Below are 15446 nucleotides of genomic sequence, written 5' to 3' on the forward strand. Positions count from 1 at the left end.
ACCGGCCAGGAAAAAGCGGATCAGTGGTCGTTTGCCAGACGTGTGCGCAAGCGCTTAATCGCCTGACTGTGGAGCTGGCTTACCCGGGATTCCCCGACATCCAGCACCGCCCCGATCTCTTTTAAATTCAACTCTTCCTGGTAGTAAAGCGTAAGTACCATCTTTTCCCGTTCTGGTAACGCATCGATAGCTTCCATCACCCGGTGGCGCAAATTGCCCTCCAACAGATGATGTAACGGGTTGGCCTCTTCGTGCCCTTCCATCAATGCCTCGGCAGTATCGCCGTGCTCTTCACGCCACTCGTCATATGAAAACAACTGGCTGCTGTTCGTGTCCATTAATATTTGCCGGTATTCCTCAATGGGAATATCCAGCGTCTGCGCCACCTCTCCTTCACTCGGTGGTCGCCCTAATTTTTGTTCTGCGCTATGCATCGCCTGAGACACTTCGCGCGCGTTACGTCTGACGCTGCGTGGTACCCAGTCGCGGCTGCGCAACTCATCAAGCATTGCACCGCGGATACGCTGGACGGCATACGTAGTAAACGCCGTTCCCTGCATCGCATCAAAACGCTCAACCGCATTTAACAGGCCGATCCCTCCCGCTTGCAGTAGATCATCAAGCTCTACGCTGGCGGGAAGCCGCACCTGCAAACGCAGGGCTTCATGGCGCACGAGCGGAACATAGCGCTGCCACAAAGAATTTTTGTCTATCACGCCGTCGGCGGTATACAGATCGCTCACTGTCGTAACCTGGCAAATTGAGGGTCAGTATCATTGTGCCAGTGCTATTTGCTGTTCAATCGGCTGAATAAGGCCAGAAAAGCGCGGTTATTTTGATTATGTCTCGCACATTCTGTTTTTGACTGCCCATCACGACGCGCGAACGATGGTATAAAAAACCATCACAACATAAAGATTATCCTAAATTATACCAGCGAATGGTTTTCATTTAACCCACTGAATCGTAAATTTTGGTTAAAAAAAACCCCGCCGAAGCGGGGTTTAAGCTGTTTATGACCGGACTGCGTAATTTGTCTGCGAAGACAATTATTGCAGCAGGGACAGTACAGACTGAGGAACCTGGTTAGCTTTCGCCAATACTGAAGTACCCGCCTGCTGCAGGATCTGTGCTTTAGACATTGCTGAAACTTCAGTTGCGTAGTCAGCATCCTGAATACGGCTCTGTGCAGAAGACAGGTTAGTTGTAGTGTTAGCCAGGTTGGTGATGGCAGAATCGAAACGGTTCTGAACCGCACCCAGAGATGAACGGAATTTGTCAACTTTAGCGATTGCAGCATCCAGAGCGGCCAGTGGATCTGCAGTTGCAGTGCCAGTGCTGGTGGTATTGGTAGTCAGTTTACCGGTGCTGCTAACGTAAGCAGTTGAACCCACAGTTTCCGCGTATTTACCGGTAGCACCAGTACCATTTGAAGCAACGGTCACAGCCCCAGTGTCTTTATCAACTGCGTAATTAACAGTTACAGCAGCAGTTGTTGTCATATCGCCATCGCCATCAACATAGGTGTCAGCTGACTTGCCAGCATCTGCTGCAGTTGTGGTACCGCCACCGAAGTTGGCACTATAAGTCTGCACACCGGAGTTGTAGGTGATCTTAGCGTTTGTAACTGTGCCAGCAGCGTTAGCGCCACTCACATCAGACAATACAGAATCAGCACTAACGGTTTTAGTATAAGAAAGACCTGCTGCACTACCTGCGAAGTTATAGGTCGTGTCACCTAACTTCACTGAACTAGCGTTTGTTGTGTTCGCATCAGCAGCTGTATAGAGAGCATTAAGAGTCGCTTGAGTTGGGGTACCGGTACCGGTGTTGTTAGTAGTCAGGCTGCCATCAGCAGTAATATATGCTGCTTTACCGCCAACTGTGAGGTTACCATTAGCATCAGCAACGAAATCAACAGAACCAGTACCCGAAGTGTATGTACCATTGGCAGTACTGCCCGTTACTGGCTTCAGCGTATCAGCAAAAGTACCCACATCAGCAGTAGCGACATTTGCAGTGGTTGTGAAATTACCCTTAGTTGCATCATACGTATAGGTGGTTGTGCCGGCAGCAGTTGTTGTTGCAACGGTATCACCTGTGTTCAATTTGGCGAAAGCCTGGCTAGAAGACAATGCGGCAAACTTGGTAGTTACCGCGTAAGTACCGTCTGCTGATGGGGTCGTTGTCCCTGCAGCATTGATATCACTCACAGTTGCTGCTTTGTTAGCGATAGTACCAGAACCGTTAACGTTGAAACCGTTCAGACCCAGAGTCGTAGAGTCAATTTTCTGCAGGTCGATGGAGATAGTCTGGCCATCGTTAGCGCCAACCTGAATTTTCATGGTCTGGTCAGAAGCCAGTACGTTCACGCCGTTGAACTGAGTCTGGCCAGATACGCGGTCGATTTCAGACAGACGGGAACTGATTTCGTCCTGGATTGAGCTCAGGTCAGATGCAGAGTTGGTGCCGTTAGCAGCCTGAACAGACAGCTCACGGATACGTTGTAAGTTGTTGTTGATTTCGCTCAGTGAACCTTCAGTGGTCTGCGCAACGGAGATACCGTCGTTGGCGTTACGTGAAGCCTGAGTCAGGCCATTGATGTTAGAAGTGAAACGGTTAGCAATCGCCTGACCAGCAGCATCGTCTTTTGCGCTATTGATACGCAGACCGGAGGACAGACGCTCGATAGCGGTGCTCAGTGCGGACTGGGATTTGTTCATGTTGTTCTGAGTCATCAGAGACAGCGTGTTGGTATTGATAACTTGAGCCATGAGTGTATTCCTTCAAATCTGGTTAAGGGTTCGGGCTTATTGCCCACGGCGTTCATCACCGTCCAAACTTGTATCGGCGCTTCACCCGCAACCTTTAGAATTATTTCTCAAAAAATCCTGATTTCTTACTTTGAGAATTACCCTTCCTTATACCTTCTATTCACGCCATTACTTTTTGTTGCATTCCATTAAACTTTTTCTCCGTCGTGCCGATAGGGCTTAAAGACTCTTATACAACACAAGTAAAGGATACATATGGCCACTGTCTCTTCATTAGGTATCGGCTCAGGCTTGGACCTGTCCACGTTGCTGGATAACCTGACCACCGCAGAAAAGGCGCGTCTTACGCCAATCACCACAGCTCAGACAAAGTACAGTGCCCAGTTAACGGCTTACGGCACAATGCAAAGCGCACTACAGACCTTTGCAGATGCTGCAACTGCATTAGGTTCGGCCAAGACTTATGGAACTACAACAGCGACCTCCAGCAATACCACTGCATTGAGTGCAACCACCACCACCGGTGCAGCCGCAGGTAAATATACTATTTCGGTCGGTCAGCTTGCTGCATCACAGTCTCTGATTTCTGCTTCACAAACAAGTAACACTGCAGCGCTAGGCAGTACTACTTCTGGTAACGCCAGGACCCTGACCATCAGTCAGGGTGACGGAAGTAAACCACTGAGCATCAGCCTTACTGACAGCCAGACATCTTTGACCGGCGTACGAGACGCAATAAATAAAGCGGGCGGAGGCGTCACTGCCAGTATCGTAAAAGTCTCTGACAGCAGCTATAAGCTGGTGCTAAGCGCTAACAATACCGGTACAGATTCAAAGATGACTTTAAGTGTTACGGGTGATGACCAGCTGAATAATATTATTGGTTATGACTCTTCCAATGACACAGGTGCAATGACCGAAAACACTCCGGCAGCTAACGCGCAGTTAACGTTTAATGGAATATCTTTGGAGCGCCAAAGTAATACCATAAGCGATATACAAGACGGCATTACTCTGAATCTGGCCAGCACTACCACCGCTGATGCAACACTGACCATCGCGAAAGATACCAGCACAGCATCGACGGCAATAACCACTTTTGTTAATGCGTATAACTCCTTGCAAGATACGTTCAGTAACCTGACGAAGTACACCGCGACTACTGTCAATTCGGATGCTCAAGATACTTCGAATGGTGTTCTGTTGGGCGACAGCACATTGCGTTCAATTCAAACACAATTGAAATCAGCAATTGGCGTTTCCAGTGGTTCTAACTCTGTCAACACTCTGGCAAGTATTGGGATAACCAGCGATCCGACAACCGGCAAGCTGGTTATAGACAGCACAAAATTGAGTACTGCACTCACCAGCACTACCAGCGCCGTCCAAACTATGATGGTGGGCGATGGAAAAACAACTGGCATCATGACCAACATCAGTAATCTCAATGCCAATTTCCTGAATGCAAACACCGGCACGATTGCTAATGCTTCAACTTCTGTAAATAACACCCTTAAACAACTGACCAAGCAATACAACTCGGTTAATGACAGCATCAACGACACCATCGCCCGTTATAAAACGCAATTCACTGCGCTTGATGTCTCGATTCAGAAGCTCAACAGCACCGCGACTTATCTGACGCAGCAGTTCGAAGCCATGTCCTCATCAAGTTCAAGCTCGTAAGGAAACAGATTATGTATAACGCTAAAGGAACTCAGGCCTACGCTCAGGTAGGCCTCGAAAGTGGCGTAATGAGCGCCACACCTTATCAGCTGGTGACGATGTTATTCGACGGGGCGCGCAGCGCCCTGATCCGTGCACGCATCTTTATGCAACAAGACAGCATTGCCGAAAAAGGCAAATCACTGTCTATGGCGATCAACATTATCGACAGCGGATTAAAAGCCGGATTAAGTCGCGAGAAAGGCGATCCTGAATTAGTGGATAACCTGGAAGCGCTTTATTCCTATATGGTCCGTCGTTTATTACATGCCAATTTACACAACGATCAAGAGGCCATCACGGAAGTGCTGGCCTTGCTTGAAAACATCGCCGATGCCTGGCGGCAAATCGGCCCAAACTACCACCCGTCGCAGGACCAATATAATGGATCAACATCAGTATCTGGTTAATGAATATCAACTGATCCTGTCTTTAAGCGAGCAGATGTTGCGGCTGGCGAATGAAGAGAAATGGGATGAGCTGGTCGAGCTCGAAGTCGGTTACGTTAAAGCAGTAGAAGCAACGACGAAATTACCGATGTCAGAACAGACATCGATCATGGTTCAGAATGATATCCGCCGTTATTTGCGTATCATTCTGGATAATGAAAATACGGTTAAAACGTTATTACAAGCGCGGATGAAAAAACTCACCGAGCTGATCGGGCAGTCGTCAAAACAACAACAAGTAAATATGACTTACGGAAAGATTGATCTCCGTTCGATCGCATTTGGCGATCGCCAGTAATTATTGATCCCTGAAAAATTTAAAGTTAAGTTGGTTTTACTTTTCAATATTTCTTGTACAAAAGTTTTCAGAGGCAGAGAGCGCCTGGCTGCCAGGGCTGGCACTCTCTGGTCTTCTCTTGTGAAACCCGTACCATCCGGCAGCCTGTTTGTTGTATCAGCATGAGCGGGACTTTATATCAGGCAGCAAGCAACAAATTGCGGTCGTCTTTTTTCGGGCATCATCAACATGGTTCGTAAAATAAAAGTGACACCAGGGATAGGAACTATTTCACTGCTTATTCAGCACAGTGAACTTTTTATTCATGATGTTTATATTAATAAGCCACAGTTGATCCTTGTTCAGAATGGCAGTCTTTCAATAAACTATCAGGAACAACAGGTTACGCTGCAATCCGGCGAAATGCTGGTTCTTAACAGCGGACAAACCCTGAGCCTGACACACCATCTTTCCGATAACGGCCCGTTCAGCAGCGCCATTATGGCGTGGGATCATCAGTTACTCACCGATGCCGGGCTGCATGCCACCGGCTTTAGTCCGCCGCTTATCTCTGTCGAAAACTTACAGGTTATTCCGCATATTCCCACCGCCTTTAAACAAAGTTTTACCGACACGCACAGCGCCATTCTCTGGCACCACGGCCTGCCCGCAGCCATTACCCGCCACCGCATGATCGAACAACTCTTATGGTTATCACAGCTCGGCGTGCGTTATTCGCTGCAACACCCTGAAACCGTCACAGAACAGGTGCGCGAACTGCTGATCAATAATCTGCATAAATCATTTACGGCGGCAGAAGTGGCCGAAAATCTGATGATGAACGAGGTGATGCTGCGAAGACGTCTGGCGGCAGAAGATTGTGTCCTGAGAAATCTGATGATTGATGTACGCATGACCCATGCCCTGCGGCTTTTGCAATGTACAGATCTGGCGATTTCGAATATTGCCCATCAGGTCGGCTATGAAAGTGCTTCACGTTTTGCGGAGCGTTTTCGTAAACGTTTTGGCTTCGCCCCGACCGCCATTCGCGGACATTTGCGCCCTCTTTCGGCGCAGACGCAAGGCACAACCGAAGAAATATAACAATTCACACCAAAGCGCCACACAACAAAACCTTGAGTAACATCACACAATAATTGATTACCAGATGTTAACGGAATATCATACCCGCCGTCATTTTTATCCATATTCAGGGGTCAGTAGTGCACGTTTGGTGGGAAGTTATTAAGACGATTTACTGGGGCGGACTGGGTATTGCGGTATTGTTTACCCTTCTGGTGAGCCGTGACACGATTAAAATAAGATTGTTAACCTCCGGCATTATCGGTTTCACCTGGCCTATGAGCCTGCCCGTGGTGATGTTGTTCTCTCTGTTCTGATGCATAGTGCCTGATGCATAGTGCCTGATGAATAGTGCCTCTAGATATTGGCCAAAAGAAAACCCGGCCTGACCTGTAAGGGTCAAAACCGGGTTATGTTCAAAACGCTGTATCTTTAGGGTTCTGCCGATTACTTACGTGTCTGAACCCAGAAGCCGTGGATCAAGCCCGGCAGATAACCACACAGTGTCAGAATGATGTTCAGCAGAAACGCACCGCCAAAACCATTACCTATCAGCACGCCCAGCGGCGGCACCAGAATAGTGATTAACACTCTCCAAAATCCCATACTTATCTCCCTTTGGTTATCATTAACTTAATGATAGACCATCGACCTGTGCCCCGGACATCAGATGAAACCTAATTGATCAGTTCGAGCATGATTTCTACGTCACGGCGGGCTTTTTCCAGTAACTGCACATCCCCGTCACGGTACTCCGCATCTGTGACCTGATGAATCTGACGCATCTGCCATCTCACCTGATTTTTTTGCTCTTCGGTCATGCTGCGGCACATCACGATGATAAAATTGCGCAACATCATTTGTTGCATGGCAGTTTCTTCGGCGTGTTTGTTGACCGTCATGACCAAATCTATAACATGTTTTTCTGCCATCGCGGGAGCCTGCCGGGTTTAGTGAATCAGTCAGGCCAGCCTAGCACGTGGGCATCAATGCGAAAGGCTGAGCTGATAGGGTTTGACCCGCTATTTCAGCGTGTAGATTTTAAACGGACAAATGACAATGTTTTCCACTGAAGCTGTTTTTCAGCGCCTGGCGGCTTCTCCCTTCCGCCAGCGCTTCCATCTTGGCCCGAAAGAGTATTCTTATTGTCAGGATAAAGGCGCGGCAGGTATCAGCCGCCACGCTGCAGATTTTGTTGCCAGCCGTCTTGCGCCATCCGAACCGCAAAATGATGGGAAACAGACTCCTATGCGCGGCCATCCGGTATTTATCGCGCAACACGCGACCGCCACCTGCTGCCGGGGATGTCTGGAAAAATGGCATGGCATTCCCGCGCATACCGAAATGTCAAAAGTCCAGCAAGATTATACCGTTACGATAATCATGCACTGGCTGAATACTGAAATGCAGCGCCCTGTTCCCGTCGCTAAGCCGCGAAAACCTAAGCAGAAAAAGCCCGATAACGGCGATGAAGCACAACAACTCAATTTGTTGTAAGAGGAATGTCACACTCAGAGAAAAATAAAAAGTGACTTTCATCACATATTTTTAGCTTTCACCAGCCAGTCCCCCATCGTGCTCTATAATTTTAAGGAATTTAAAAAAGTGTCATGGGTAGCCCTGAGCGCCCCCTTTTAGCAGTGCTTCTTGTGCAGTCTTTAAGATGGTTTTTCCAGGTGAAACGAGTTCGAAACTTGTTGTCAGGATAATTGCCCACATTGGGAAAAGGAGCATGCATGTCTGAGTATCATTATTTACTGGTTGGAGGAAGTCGCAACGGACAACGGCATGTCGATAAATGCCATCAGTTTTCGTTGTGCTTCTGGGAAGATGCATCAAAGCACGCAGAGCGCGAATTTTACGGTAAACAAAATGAGCGCTACAAAGTGAATCCGGAAAAAGGGGCAGACGGGAACTGGTATCTCGTTGGCTATTGCGGAAATTGTTCGAAAATCAAGGCTGATGAATTAAGTAACCAGGCGCTGACCAAGCACGTTAAGCCCCTGATGTAATCCGCACTACATTATGATGAAGTCATTGAACCCCGCCCGTTTCGCGGGGTTTTTGCTTTTATGGCCGCCAGAACTTTTATGGCCGCCAGACGTATTTTTTGCAAAAGGCCATTATGGTTTACGCCGCCATCCCCTGAATGTTCCTGGCAAAGAAAGCGACGTGACCGCCCAGCGTAAAGTGCGCTTCATGGTGTCCCAGCCGCCCGAGGGGGGCGATGCGCAGGATTTCCCCCTCAAATTCGCCGTCCTGAATGCTGGTGATCACGACATCAAGCTGATAACTGGCCGGATGAACACCCACCGGAAACGTGAGTAATTTTACCCGGTCGCCTACCTGAAAACGTGTAAGCAACGGCAACGGTGCCTGTTCAAACAGATCCTGATCCATATGTGACTCCTTGTTTTCCAGTGAGATTAATTAAAGGATAGAATATGTCACCGCGTCCTGCCGGATACCGGCGTGAAGCACTTCTCTCTTTCAGCATTTATTGTGCTCAAAACATCATAAGGATTGGCCGTGAAAAAATTAACGCCAGAGCAATGCATCATCCTGACCGGTTTTACCGGCATTCTGCATGGCGAATTTGAGTGGTTTCACGAGGATTTGGAAAAACGTCTGGGCCGCGAAGTTCAGACGTCTGAACTGGGCTACCCGGAATTTATGCAAGAGTGCCGTGGCCTGTATGAAGAAGATTTTAACAACCTGATGCCTGATTAACCTGATCGCGGGTCCGTGTTTCCTGGTAACTCGTTTCAAGATAGACGTATTTCCTGATAAACGTGTTTCCTGATGAATAAGAAAGGCCGGACAGTTTGCCTGTCCGGCCTCTGATCTCTTAAGCTTAATGCGTTGAAGTTTAGGGTTTTATAATCCCCCGGATGAAGTTTTCATTCACCCGGATCACATTTCCGGTCTCCACATTCATGACCTGGTATTGCACTGGCGTAAGCTCATCCAGCACAGCGACAACTTCAAACAAACCTGGTGTAAAAGTAAGCGTGACAAAAACGCCAACAGGATAGACAGCCATATTTTTATCCTTAGAATCAATTTCTTATATTTTACTTCTTTGCACCCTGAGTGATCATGCGCCTTCTATTAATCACACAGAGTTATTTCATTGTATACATTAATCACGTTGGATAAATGTTACTGAAATGAATTAGGTATAACCTATAAAAAGAACGCAGTGGTTGAAAATCAGACAACTCTGACAGACGTTTCCAGATCATCATTAAATTTTACACTCTTCCTGCATCTGCACGGCTTTCAGCCCACAGTTCCCTTATTTGCTCCCTTGTTTTTGGTGTAATTCCGGTTAAGAATACTTGTCCATTTTGTTGCAATGAGAGCCCACGCTGTGAGTGCCCAGATTTTTGAAACCGATGCCACCCACCCGCATTTAACCCGGCTTATTGCAGAGCTGGACGCGTATCAATACCCGCTTTATCCGCCTGAATCTTTTCAGGGGATTAACATCACTGAGCTTGATGAAGGTGAAATTACCTGTTTCATGGCGAAGGTAGATGACGACTGGGCCGGTTGCGCCTGCCTGTACATTACCCGACAGGGGCTGGCTGAGATGAAACGGGTTTATGTAAATCCTTTGTTTCGCGGGCAAGGTATCGCATCGCTGCTGATCGCCGCAATGGAAAAGAAACTGAAAGCGCTGGGACACCGGGAGCTGTTTCTGGAAACGGGCGTGTTTCAGGAAAAGGCCATTACCCTGTACGAGAAACTGGGTTATTCACGGACGCAGGCGTTTGGGGATTATCAGCAGGCACCGGATCCGCTCAGTGTTTATATGATGAAAGCGGTGGCATAAAGCGTTACAGGCAGGAAAACAAATATCTCCATAACGCTGCCTTCTGACAGTGTTATGGAGACGCGAAAAGCCATTACATCAAAACGTTGCTTTTCGTTGCCGTGAGATCATTGGAAGGAATAACCCACTTTTTGAAGGTGATAACAAAGTGTTCTTTGCCCTTAGTGATTTTCGCACCCCGGTCACCGCATTCCAGCGCGAGTTTAAAAAACTCATCACTGTTAATATTAAAAGCCAGTTCGACTTTTTTCACTATACCGGAATTAAGCAGGTCTTCGGCTTCGTGCAATGATTTGGCCTGAATGACTGACATAAATACCTCGTGAGAACGGATTGGATTTGTGTTTGCCCCAATAGGTTATTTCACTTTTGTTTCGCAATTATGACAGCCTTGTGAATCTTAAGAATTTTGTCCATTCACCGAACAAATAATGTTCATTTCGTGCAATCCGTCACATCTAGCTAAGACGAAAATGTTTGTCCGGCACTGGCGTGTCCGGCAGCTGCGTCTGGTTGTTCATCTCACGCAAGTTAATCTCGATATTGGTACACATGGCATCCATCGGCAGGTGGTTATTGGCATAAGCAAATGGCATTTCCAGCTCTTCCGCCAGCGTGTCCAGCGACAGGAAGGTGTAGGAAATAAAGCCCGACACCAGCAACGTCATGTAATGCAGATCAACGACCAGTGCGAATGGCAAAAGACTACAGAATAAATAGACCGTGCGGTGCAGCAACAGACCGTAAGCAAACGGAATCGGCATGCTGACGATGCGCTCGCACCCGCCGACCACCTGAGAAAGCTGTAAAAGCGTGGTATCCATGTGTGCATACACCACATCTGACAGCTCGCCGGTCCGGCGACGTTCGGCCAGCCATTGCGACAGCCGCAGCTGCACCATGTTGGTTTGTGCGCGGCGCGACAGAATGTCTTCCGCATCCTCACCCAGCAAACGCTCCAAATCAGGACGCGGATCGCTGTGGCGCAACTGATGTTTAAGACTGTAACAAAATGCCAGCAACAGTGCTGTCACACGCTGCGCCTCACCCGGACACACCGCCATCACCTGACTTTGCAACGTACGGCAGGCAATCAGCAATCCGCCCCACAGTTGCCGGGCTTCTGTATAGCGTGAATAAGCCACGCTGTTTCGAAAGCCGAGGAAGATTGCGATGGACACCCCGAGCAGGCTGAAAGGCGCCAGCGTGAGCTTAACCCCCAGCGTCTCGTACCAGGGCAGACTGAGGATGGCAGCCAGTGACATCAGCAGATTGAGACTCAGACGGAACAAAATACTGGGCAGGACTGAGCCATGCCAGGCGAACAAACGCAAGAACCAGTGACGGGGAGGACGGATTATCATTTTGAGCAGGTGCTTTATGCAGGTGAAGCGATTTTTTTTGCGATTCTTGCAAATAAACCTGCACATGCAAAGGACAATTTTGTGACATCGGTAACATTTTTTCTTGAAAGCACTAACAACCCATTACACTGTAATAATAACGTAACTAAACAATTTGCAACAATTCTCCTCTGCCCCTCACGTTGTGGTTACTTCGTGCCGATAATAGTATTGAGCCGCAATTCTTGTATTCACTGAATGATGTTCATTTTCGCCGCAGTGCTTCAACTGCCGCTATAGTTTGAACATCCGCTTCAGTATATGGCGACAGTCCACGGCGACCTTCCAAATACATTGAAGGATTAGGGCTTTGACAATTTTACTTATTTCTCTGGTTATCTTTATTCTGCTGGCAGCGCTGGTGGTATGGAGAGTAATGAAATCAGCGGCTAAAGACGCTGAGGACAATTATTAATCGTTTTACCGCCTTGTTTTTCTAATACCGTTTTTCAGACATTTGTTTTTAAAAATCAAAAATACAAAAATGTGTGAAAATAAATCCTTTTCATTCCCAAACACAAATAAACTGCCCCCGCTAACCCCTTCGGATTACAGGTACAATTTAATTGATTTCATTGTGAAATTTGAAAACCGGCTTACTTACACCGACATATTCATCACATCCTGATACGCCGCCACCAGTTTGTTTCTGACCTGAACCCCCAGTTGCAGTGAAATTGACGATTTTTGCAGATCGACCATCACATCGTTCAGGCTGACGCCGGGAACGCCCATCTCGAGCTTTTCAGATTCCAGTTTCGCGTTGTTCTGCGTTTCGCTGATCTTGCCTAATGCCGCTTTTAATTCGCTGGCGAAACCCGCTTCTGATGCAGTATCGGTCTGCGGTGCCGCGCCTGCCTGGATGGCAGTGGCCTGCATCTGCTGTAAAACGCTCTCAATGCCTTGAATTGACATGTTTTCTCCGTCTGTCGGGGTGTCACGGTACAAATGGCCTATTTCATGGAATGACACCCTATCACATCAGTTTTTTCCTAAACGCGGTAATTGAACCTAAAAACCATGGCTTATCGGGCCATTAACTTTGCCTTGAGGGGCAAATAATGGCTCACCTAGAAAATAGGCCTGCCTTTACGGAGGACTGAAAAATGTCACGCTTCAACGATTGCGCCACCTGGGAGTCTGTTTTGTTAAGAGACAATATGAACACCACCATCCAACAGCTAAATAGGGATCTTGTATGAGTTCCGCAATAGCCGGCGCAGAACCCCCTCGAAGCGGTTTTACTGCGTTGCTTAATCGCCTGCGCGCCAACCCAAAAATTCCTATCGCCATCGCTGCTGCGGCCGCCGTGGCTATTGTTGTTGTTATGATGCTGTGGGCCAAACAGCCTACTTATAAGGTGTTGTTTAGCAACCTCGGTGACCAGGATGGCGGTGCCATCGTCACTCAGCTGACTCAGATGAATATCCCTTATCAGTTTTCTGATAATGGCGGCGCACTGCTTATTCCTGCTGATAAAGTGTATGAAACGCGTCTGAAACTGGCGGCTGCCGGTTTGCCGAAAGGTGGCGCTGTTGGTTTTGAACTGATGGATCAGGAAAAGTTTGGTATCAGTCAGTTCAGCGAGCAGATTAATTATCAACGCGCGCTGGAAGGTGAACTCTCCCGCACCATCGAAACTCTCGGTCCGGTGTCCAGCGCCCGTGTGCATTTAGCTATTCCTAAGCCTTCCCTGTTTGTCCGCGAACAAAAAAATCCTTCCGCTTCCGTAACGCTGAACCTGCAACCGGGTCGCGCGCTGGATGACGGTCAGATCAATGCCATCGTTTATATGGTGTCGAGCAGCGTTTCAGGATTGCCTCCGGCTAACGTCACCGTGGTAGACCAGAGCGGTCACCTTCTGACGCAATCCGATAACAATGGCCGCGACCTTAATGCTTCCCAGCTGAAATACGCCAACGAAGTGGAAGGCCGCCTGCAACGTCGTATCGAATCCATCCTGCAACCGGTGGTCGGTAACGGTAACGTTCACGCACAAATCACCGCTCAGATTGATTACGCCAGCCGCGAACAGACGGATGAAAATTACCAGCCGAACGGCTCGCCGGATAAAGCAGCAGTGCGTTCACGTCAGTTAAGTACCAGTGATCAGACTGGCGCAACTGCTGTTGGTGGCGTGCCGGGCGCGCTGAGCAATCAGCCAGCACCGGCTGCAACCGCGCCGGTGACCAATCCGCCAGCGGCTAACAATGCTAACGGCGCACAGAATCAGGCCGGTAATAACGCGCAGAACACTGCCAGCAATACCAGTTCTTCCGGTCCGTCTAACCGTCGTCGTGATGAAACCACCAACTATGAAGTGGATCGCACCATCACTCATACCCAGCACAGCGCCGGTGCCGTTCAGCGCCTGTCTGCGGCAGTCGTCGTTAACTATCAGGTTGGTACGGACGGCAAAGCCAAACCGCTGACTGACGATCAGTTGAAGAAAATTGATGATCTGGTGCGTGAAGCGATGGGCTTCTCGCAGGAGCGCGGCGATACGCTGAACGTGGTGAACACACCGTTCAACGAAGCGGCCGACGACACCGGTGAATTGCCGTTCTGGAAACAACAGGCGTTCTTCGATCAGTTACTCAATGCCGGTCGCTGGTTACTGGTGCTGATTGTGGCCTGGCTGCTGTGGCGCAAGATGGTTCGTCCGATGCTGCGCAAACAGCAGGCAGAGAAAGATGCCGCAGCGGCAGCCGCTCTCGCCGCGTCCCTGCCGCAGCCTGAAGGCAGCAAGCCGGTCAAACTCAGCAACGACGAGCTGGAGAAACGTAAGCGTTCACAGCAACGCGTCAGCGTCGAAGTGCAGACTCAACGTGTTCAGGAGCTGGCCGATAAGGATCCTCGTATCGTCGCCCTGGTTATCCGCCAATGGATGAGTACCGAACAACCATGACTATGACCGGAACCGAAAAAAGCGCCATTTTGATGATAACCCTGGGCGAAGACCGCGCGGTGGAGGTGTTCAAGCACCTCTCCCCTCGCGAAGTCCAGCAAATCAGTGCCGCGATGGCCAACATCCATCAGATTTCTAACAAGCAACTGGCGGAAGTCCTTAACGAGTTTGAAGACGAATCCGAGCAGTACGCGGCGCTGAGCGTGAACACCAGCGAATACCTGCGTGCGGTTCTGACCAAAGCGCTCGGCGAAGAACGTGCGTCGAGCCTGCTGGAAGACATTCTGGAATCGCGCGAAACCACCAGCGGCATGGAGACACTGAACTTCATGGAACCGCTGATGGCAGCCGATCTTATCCGCGACGAGCATCCGCAGATTATCGCCACCATCCTTGTCCACCTCAAACGGGGTCAGGCGGCAGATATTCTGGCGCTGTTCGACGAGCGTCTGCGTAACGACGTCATGCTGCGTATCGCCACTTTCGGCGGTGTCCAGCCAGCGGCGCTGGCGGAACTGACCGAAGTGCTGAACAACCTGCTCGACGGCCAGAACCTCAAACGTTCGAAGATGGGGGGTATTCGTACTGCGGCAGAAATCATCAACCTGATGAAAACGCAGCAGGAAGAAGCAGTTATCGAAGCGGTTCGTGGTTACGACGGCGAGCTGGCACAGAAAATTATCGACGAGATGTTCCTGTTCGAAAACCTGGTGGATGTGGACGACCGCAGTATCCAGCGCCTGTTGCAGGAAGTCGAAGGCGAATCGTTACTGGTGGCACTGAAAGGGGCGGAACAGCCGTTGCGCGACAAGTTCCTGCGCAACATGTCCCAGCGTGCGGCCGATATCCTGCGCGACGACCTGGCGAACCGCGGTCCGATGCGTATGTCTCTGGTCGAAAACGAACAGAAAGCTATCCTGCAGACGGTGCGTCGTCTGGCAGAATCCGGCGAAATGATGGTTGGCGGCGGCGAGGACTCCTATGTCTGA

21 protein-coding genes are annotated in these 15446 nt (G+C 49.2%); 12 read left to right on the forward strand and 9 right to left on the reverse strand.

The features are described from left to right. Nucleotides 1-20: 20 nt before the first annotated feature. Nucleotides 21-743, reverse strand: coding sequence for an RNA polymerase sigma factor FliA (locus CKQ54_RS15775; protein ID WP_112291754.1), 723 nt, complete (start codon nucleotides 741-743; stop codon nucleotides 21-23). 306 nt (nucleotides 744-1049) lie between these two features. After that, complete coding sequence (locus tag CKQ54_RS15780; RefSeq protein ID WP_120163025.1) at nucleotides 1050-2774, reverse strand: FliC/FljB family flagellin; 1725 nt, start codon at nucleotides 2772-2774, stop codon at nucleotides 1050-1052. 255 nt (nucleotides 2775-3029) lie between these two features. Between CKQ54_RS15780 and fliD the strand changes: the two genes are divergently transcribed. The 5 genes from fliD (at nucleotide 3030) to CKQ54_RS15805 (ending at nucleotide 6625) form a co-directional block, all read left to right on the forward strand. Then, nucleotides 3030-4460: a flagellar filament capping protein FliD gene (fliD, locus tag CKQ54_RS15785; RefSeq protein ID WP_120163026.1), complete on the forward strand. Its 1431-nt coding sequence runs from the start codon at nucleotides 3030-3032 to the stop codon at nucleotides 4458-4460. 11 nt (nucleotides 4461-4471) lie between these two features. Continuing rightward, nucleotides 4472-4909 carry a flagellar export chaperone FliS gene (gene fliS / locus CKQ54_RS15790; RefSeq protein WP_120163027.1) on the forward strand — a complete coding sequence of 146 codons (438 nt, stop codon included), beginning with the start codon at nucleotides 4472-4474 and terminating at the stop codon, nucleotides 4907-4909. Continuing rightward, nucleotides 4884-5246, forward strand: a complete 363-nt coding sequence (gene fliT, locus CKQ54_RS15795; RefSeq protein ID WP_112291762.1) for a flagella biosynthesis regulatory protein FliT — start codon at nucleotides 4884-4886, stop codon at nucleotides 5244-5246. Before fliS ends, fliT begins: the two co-directional genes overlap by 26 nt. A 228-nt stretch (nucleotides 5247-5474) precedes the next feature. After that, complete coding sequence (locus CKQ54_RS15800; protein WP_120163028.1) at nucleotides 5475-6329, forward strand: helix-turn-helix transcriptional regulator; 855 nt, start codon at nucleotides 5475-5477, stop codon at nucleotides 6327-6329. A gap of 119 nt (nucleotides 6330-6448) precedes the next feature. Then, complete coding sequence (locus CKQ54_RS15805; protein WP_112291764.1) at nucleotides 6449-6625, forward strand: GhoT/OrtT family toxin; 177 nt, start codon at nucleotides 6449-6451, stop codon at nucleotides 6623-6625. Between the two features lie 130 nt (nucleotides 6626-6755). Here the strand turns inward: CKQ54_RS15805 and CKQ54_RS15810 are convergent, their stop codons facing one another. After that, nucleotides 6756-6914, reverse strand: a complete 159-nt coding sequence (locus tag CKQ54_RS15810) for a YqaE/Pmp3 family membrane protein (protein WP_015690040.1) — start codon at nucleotides 6912-6914, stop codon at nucleotides 6756-6758. 71 nt (nucleotides 6915-6985) lie between these two features. Continuing rightward, nucleotides 6986-7240, reverse strand: coding sequence for a hypothetical protein (locus CKQ54_RS15815; RefSeq protein WP_112291766.1), 255 nt, complete (start codon nucleotides 7238-7240; stop codon nucleotides 6986-6988). Nucleotides 7241-7367: 127 nt separating this feature from the next. Here CKQ54_RS15815 and CKQ54_RS15820 point away from each other — a divergent pair, with 127 nt between their 5' ends. Continuing rightward, a complete protein-coding gene (locus CKQ54_RS15820; protein ID WP_208644591.1) occupies nucleotides 7368-7805 on the forward strand; it encodes a DUF4186 domain-containing protein in 438 nt (145 codons plus the stop codon). A gap of 239 nt (nucleotides 7806-8044) precedes the next feature. After that, entirely contained in the window at nucleotides 8045-8320 is a 276-nt protein-coding gene (locus CKQ54_RS15825) for a hypothetical protein (RefSeq protein WP_112291770.1), read from the forward strand. A 118-nt stretch (nucleotides 8321-8438) separates the two neighbouring features. Here CKQ54_RS15825 and CKQ54_RS15830 read toward each other — a convergent pair whose 3' ends face one another. Then, complete coding sequence (locus CKQ54_RS15830) at nucleotides 8439-8708, reverse strand: hypothetical protein (RefSeq protein WP_112291772.1); 270 nt, start codon at nucleotides 8706-8708, stop codon at nucleotides 8439-8441. Nucleotides 8709-8837: 129 nt separating this feature from the next. Here CKQ54_RS15830 and CKQ54_RS15835 point away from each other — a divergent pair, with 129 nt between their 5' ends. Continuing rightward, nucleotides 8838-9038, forward strand: coding sequence for a DUF7736 domain-containing protein (locus CKQ54_RS15835; RefSeq protein ID WP_120163030.1), 201 nt, complete (start codon nucleotides 8838-8840; stop codon nucleotides 9036-9038). A gap of 139 nt (nucleotides 9039-9177) precedes the next feature. Here CKQ54_RS15835 and CKQ54_RS25540 read toward each other — a convergent pair whose 3' ends face one another. After that, nucleotides 9178-9351: a hypothetical protein gene (locus tag CKQ54_RS25540; protein ID WP_165353196.1), complete on the reverse strand. Its 174-nt coding sequence runs from the start codon at nucleotides 9349-9351 to the stop codon at nucleotides 9178-9180. A 330-nt stretch (nucleotides 9352-9681) separates the two neighbouring features. Between CKQ54_RS25540 and CKQ54_RS15840 the strand changes: the two genes are divergently transcribed. Then, nucleotides 9682-10146 carry a GNAT family N-acetyltransferase gene (locus CKQ54_RS15840; protein ID WP_112291776.1) on the forward strand — a complete coding sequence of 155 codons (465 nt, stop codon included), beginning with the start codon at nucleotides 9682-9684 and terminating at the stop codon, nucleotides 10144-10146. Between the two features lie 73 nt (nucleotides 10147-10219). Here the strand turns inward: CKQ54_RS15840 and CKQ54_RS15845 are convergent, their stop codons facing one another. Both CKQ54_RS15845 and CKQ54_RS15850 read right to left on the reverse strand, forming a co-directional pair. Continuing rightward, entirely contained in the window at nucleotides 10220-10459 is a 240-nt protein-coding gene (locus tag CKQ54_RS15845) for a hypothetical protein (protein ID WP_112291778.1), read from the reverse strand. Nucleotides 10460-10604: 145 nt separating this feature from the next. After that, entirely contained in the window at nucleotides 10605-11510 is a 906-nt protein-coding gene (locus tag CKQ54_RS15850; protein WP_112291802.1) for a bestrophin family protein, read from the reverse strand. Between CKQ54_RS15850 and CKQ54_RS15855 the strand changes: the two genes are divergently transcribed. Continuing rightward, the gene (locus CKQ54_RS15855) at nucleotides 11460-11747 is read left to right on the forward strand and encodes a hypothetical protein (protein ID WP_147412495.1); all 288 of its coding nucleotides are present in this window, start codon (nucleotides 11460-11462) and stop codon (nucleotides 11745-11747) included. The two genes, CKQ54_RS15850 and CKQ54_RS15855, sit on opposite strands and share 51 nt — an antisense overlap. Before the next feature lie 402 nt (nucleotides 11748-12149). On the opposite strand, the gene fliE is transcribed toward CKQ54_RS15855, so the two are convergent. After that, on the reverse strand, nucleotides 12150-12464 hold the full coding sequence (gene fliE, locus CKQ54_RS15860; protein ID WP_120163032.1) for a flagellar hook-basal body complex protein FliE: 315 nt from the start codon (nucleotides 12462-12464) through the stop codon (nucleotides 12150-12152). 283 nt (nucleotides 12465-12747) lie between these two features. On the opposite strand from fliE, the gene fliF reads away from it, so the two are divergent. After that, the gene (fliF, locus tag CKQ54_RS15865) at nucleotides 12748-14457 is read left to right on the forward strand and encodes a flagellar basal-body MS-ring/collar protein FliF (protein WP_120163033.1); all 1710 of its coding nucleotides are present in this window, start codon (nucleotides 12748-12750) and stop codon (nucleotides 14455-14457) included. After that, entirely contained in the window at nucleotides 14454-15446 is a 993-nt protein-coding gene (gene fliG / locus CKQ54_RS15870; RefSeq protein ID WP_120163034.1) for a flagellar motor switch protein FliG, read from the forward strand. The genes fliF and fliG overlap by 4 nt, the downstream gene beginning before the upstream one ends.

The organism is Rahnella variigena (assembly GCF_003610915.1).
GTDB lineage: Bacteria > Pseudomonadota > Gammaproteobacteria > Enterobacterales > Enterobacteriaceae > Rahnella > Rahnella variigena.

Coding starts and splice junctions, on each gene's coding strand:
- CKQ54_RS15780 (WP_120163025.1), bottom strand. CDS start 2,774: ATGGCTCAAGTTATCAATACCAACACGCTGTCTCTGATGACTCAGAAC.
- fliD (WP_120163026.1), top strand. CDS start 3,030: ATGGCCACTGTCTCTTCATTAGGTATCGGCTCAGGCTTGGACCTGTCC.
- fliS (WP_120163027.1), top strand. CDS start 4,472: ATGTATAACGCTAAAGGAACTCAGGCCTACGCTCAGGTAGGCCTCGAA.
- fliT (WP_112291762.1), top strand. CDS start 4,884: ATGGATCAACATCAGTATCTGGTTAATGAATATCAACTGATCCTGTCT.
- CKQ54_RS15800 (WP_120163028.1), top strand. CDS start 5,475: ATGGTTCGTAAAATAAAAGTGACACCAGGGATAGGAACTATTTCACTG.
- CKQ54_RS15810 (WP_015690040.1), bottom strand. CDS start 6,914: ATGGGATTTTGGAGAGTGTTAATCACTATTCTGGTGCCGCCGCTGGGC.
- CKQ54_RS15815 (WP_112291766.1), bottom strand. CDS start 7,240: ATGGCAGAAAAACATGTTATAGATTTGGTCATGACGGTCAACAAACAC.
- CKQ54_RS15820 (WP_208644591.1), top strand. CDS start 7,368: ATGTTTTCCACTGAAGCTGTTTTTCAGCGCCTGGCGGCTTCTCCCTTC.
- CKQ54_RS15825 (WP_112291770.1), top strand. CDS start 8,045: ATGTCTGAGTATCATTATTTACTGGTTGGAGGAAGTCGCAACGGACAA.
- CKQ54_RS15830 (WP_112291772.1), bottom strand. CDS start 8,708: ATGGATCAGGATCTGTTTGAACAGGCACCGTTGCCGTTGCTTACACGT.
- CKQ54_RS25540 (WP_165353196.1), bottom strand. CDS start 9,351: ATGGCTGTCTATCCTGTTGGCGTTTTTGTCACGCTTACTTTTACACCA.
- CKQ54_RS15845 (WP_112291778.1), bottom strand. CDS start 10,459: ATGTCAGTCATTCAGGCCAAATCATTGCACGAAGCCGAAGACCTGCTT.
- CKQ54_RS15855 (WP_147412495.1), top strand. CDS start 11,460: ATGCCAGGCGAACAAACGCAAGAACCAGTGACGGGGAGGACGGATTAT.
- CKQ54_RS15850 (WP_112291802.1), bottom strand. CDS start 11,510: ATGATAATCCGTCCTCCCCGTCACTGGTTCTTGCGTTTGTTCGCCTGG.
- fliE (WP_120163032.1), bottom strand. CDS start 12,464: ATGTCAATTCAAGGCATTGAGAGCGTTTTACAGCAGATGCAGGCCACT.
- fliF (WP_120163033.1), top strand. CDS start 12,748: ATGAGTTCCGCAATAGCCGGCGCAGAACCCCCTCGAAGCGGTTTTACT.
- fliG (WP_120163034.1), top strand. CDS start 14,454: ATGACTATGACCGGAACCGAAAAAAGCGCCATTTTGATGATAACCCTG.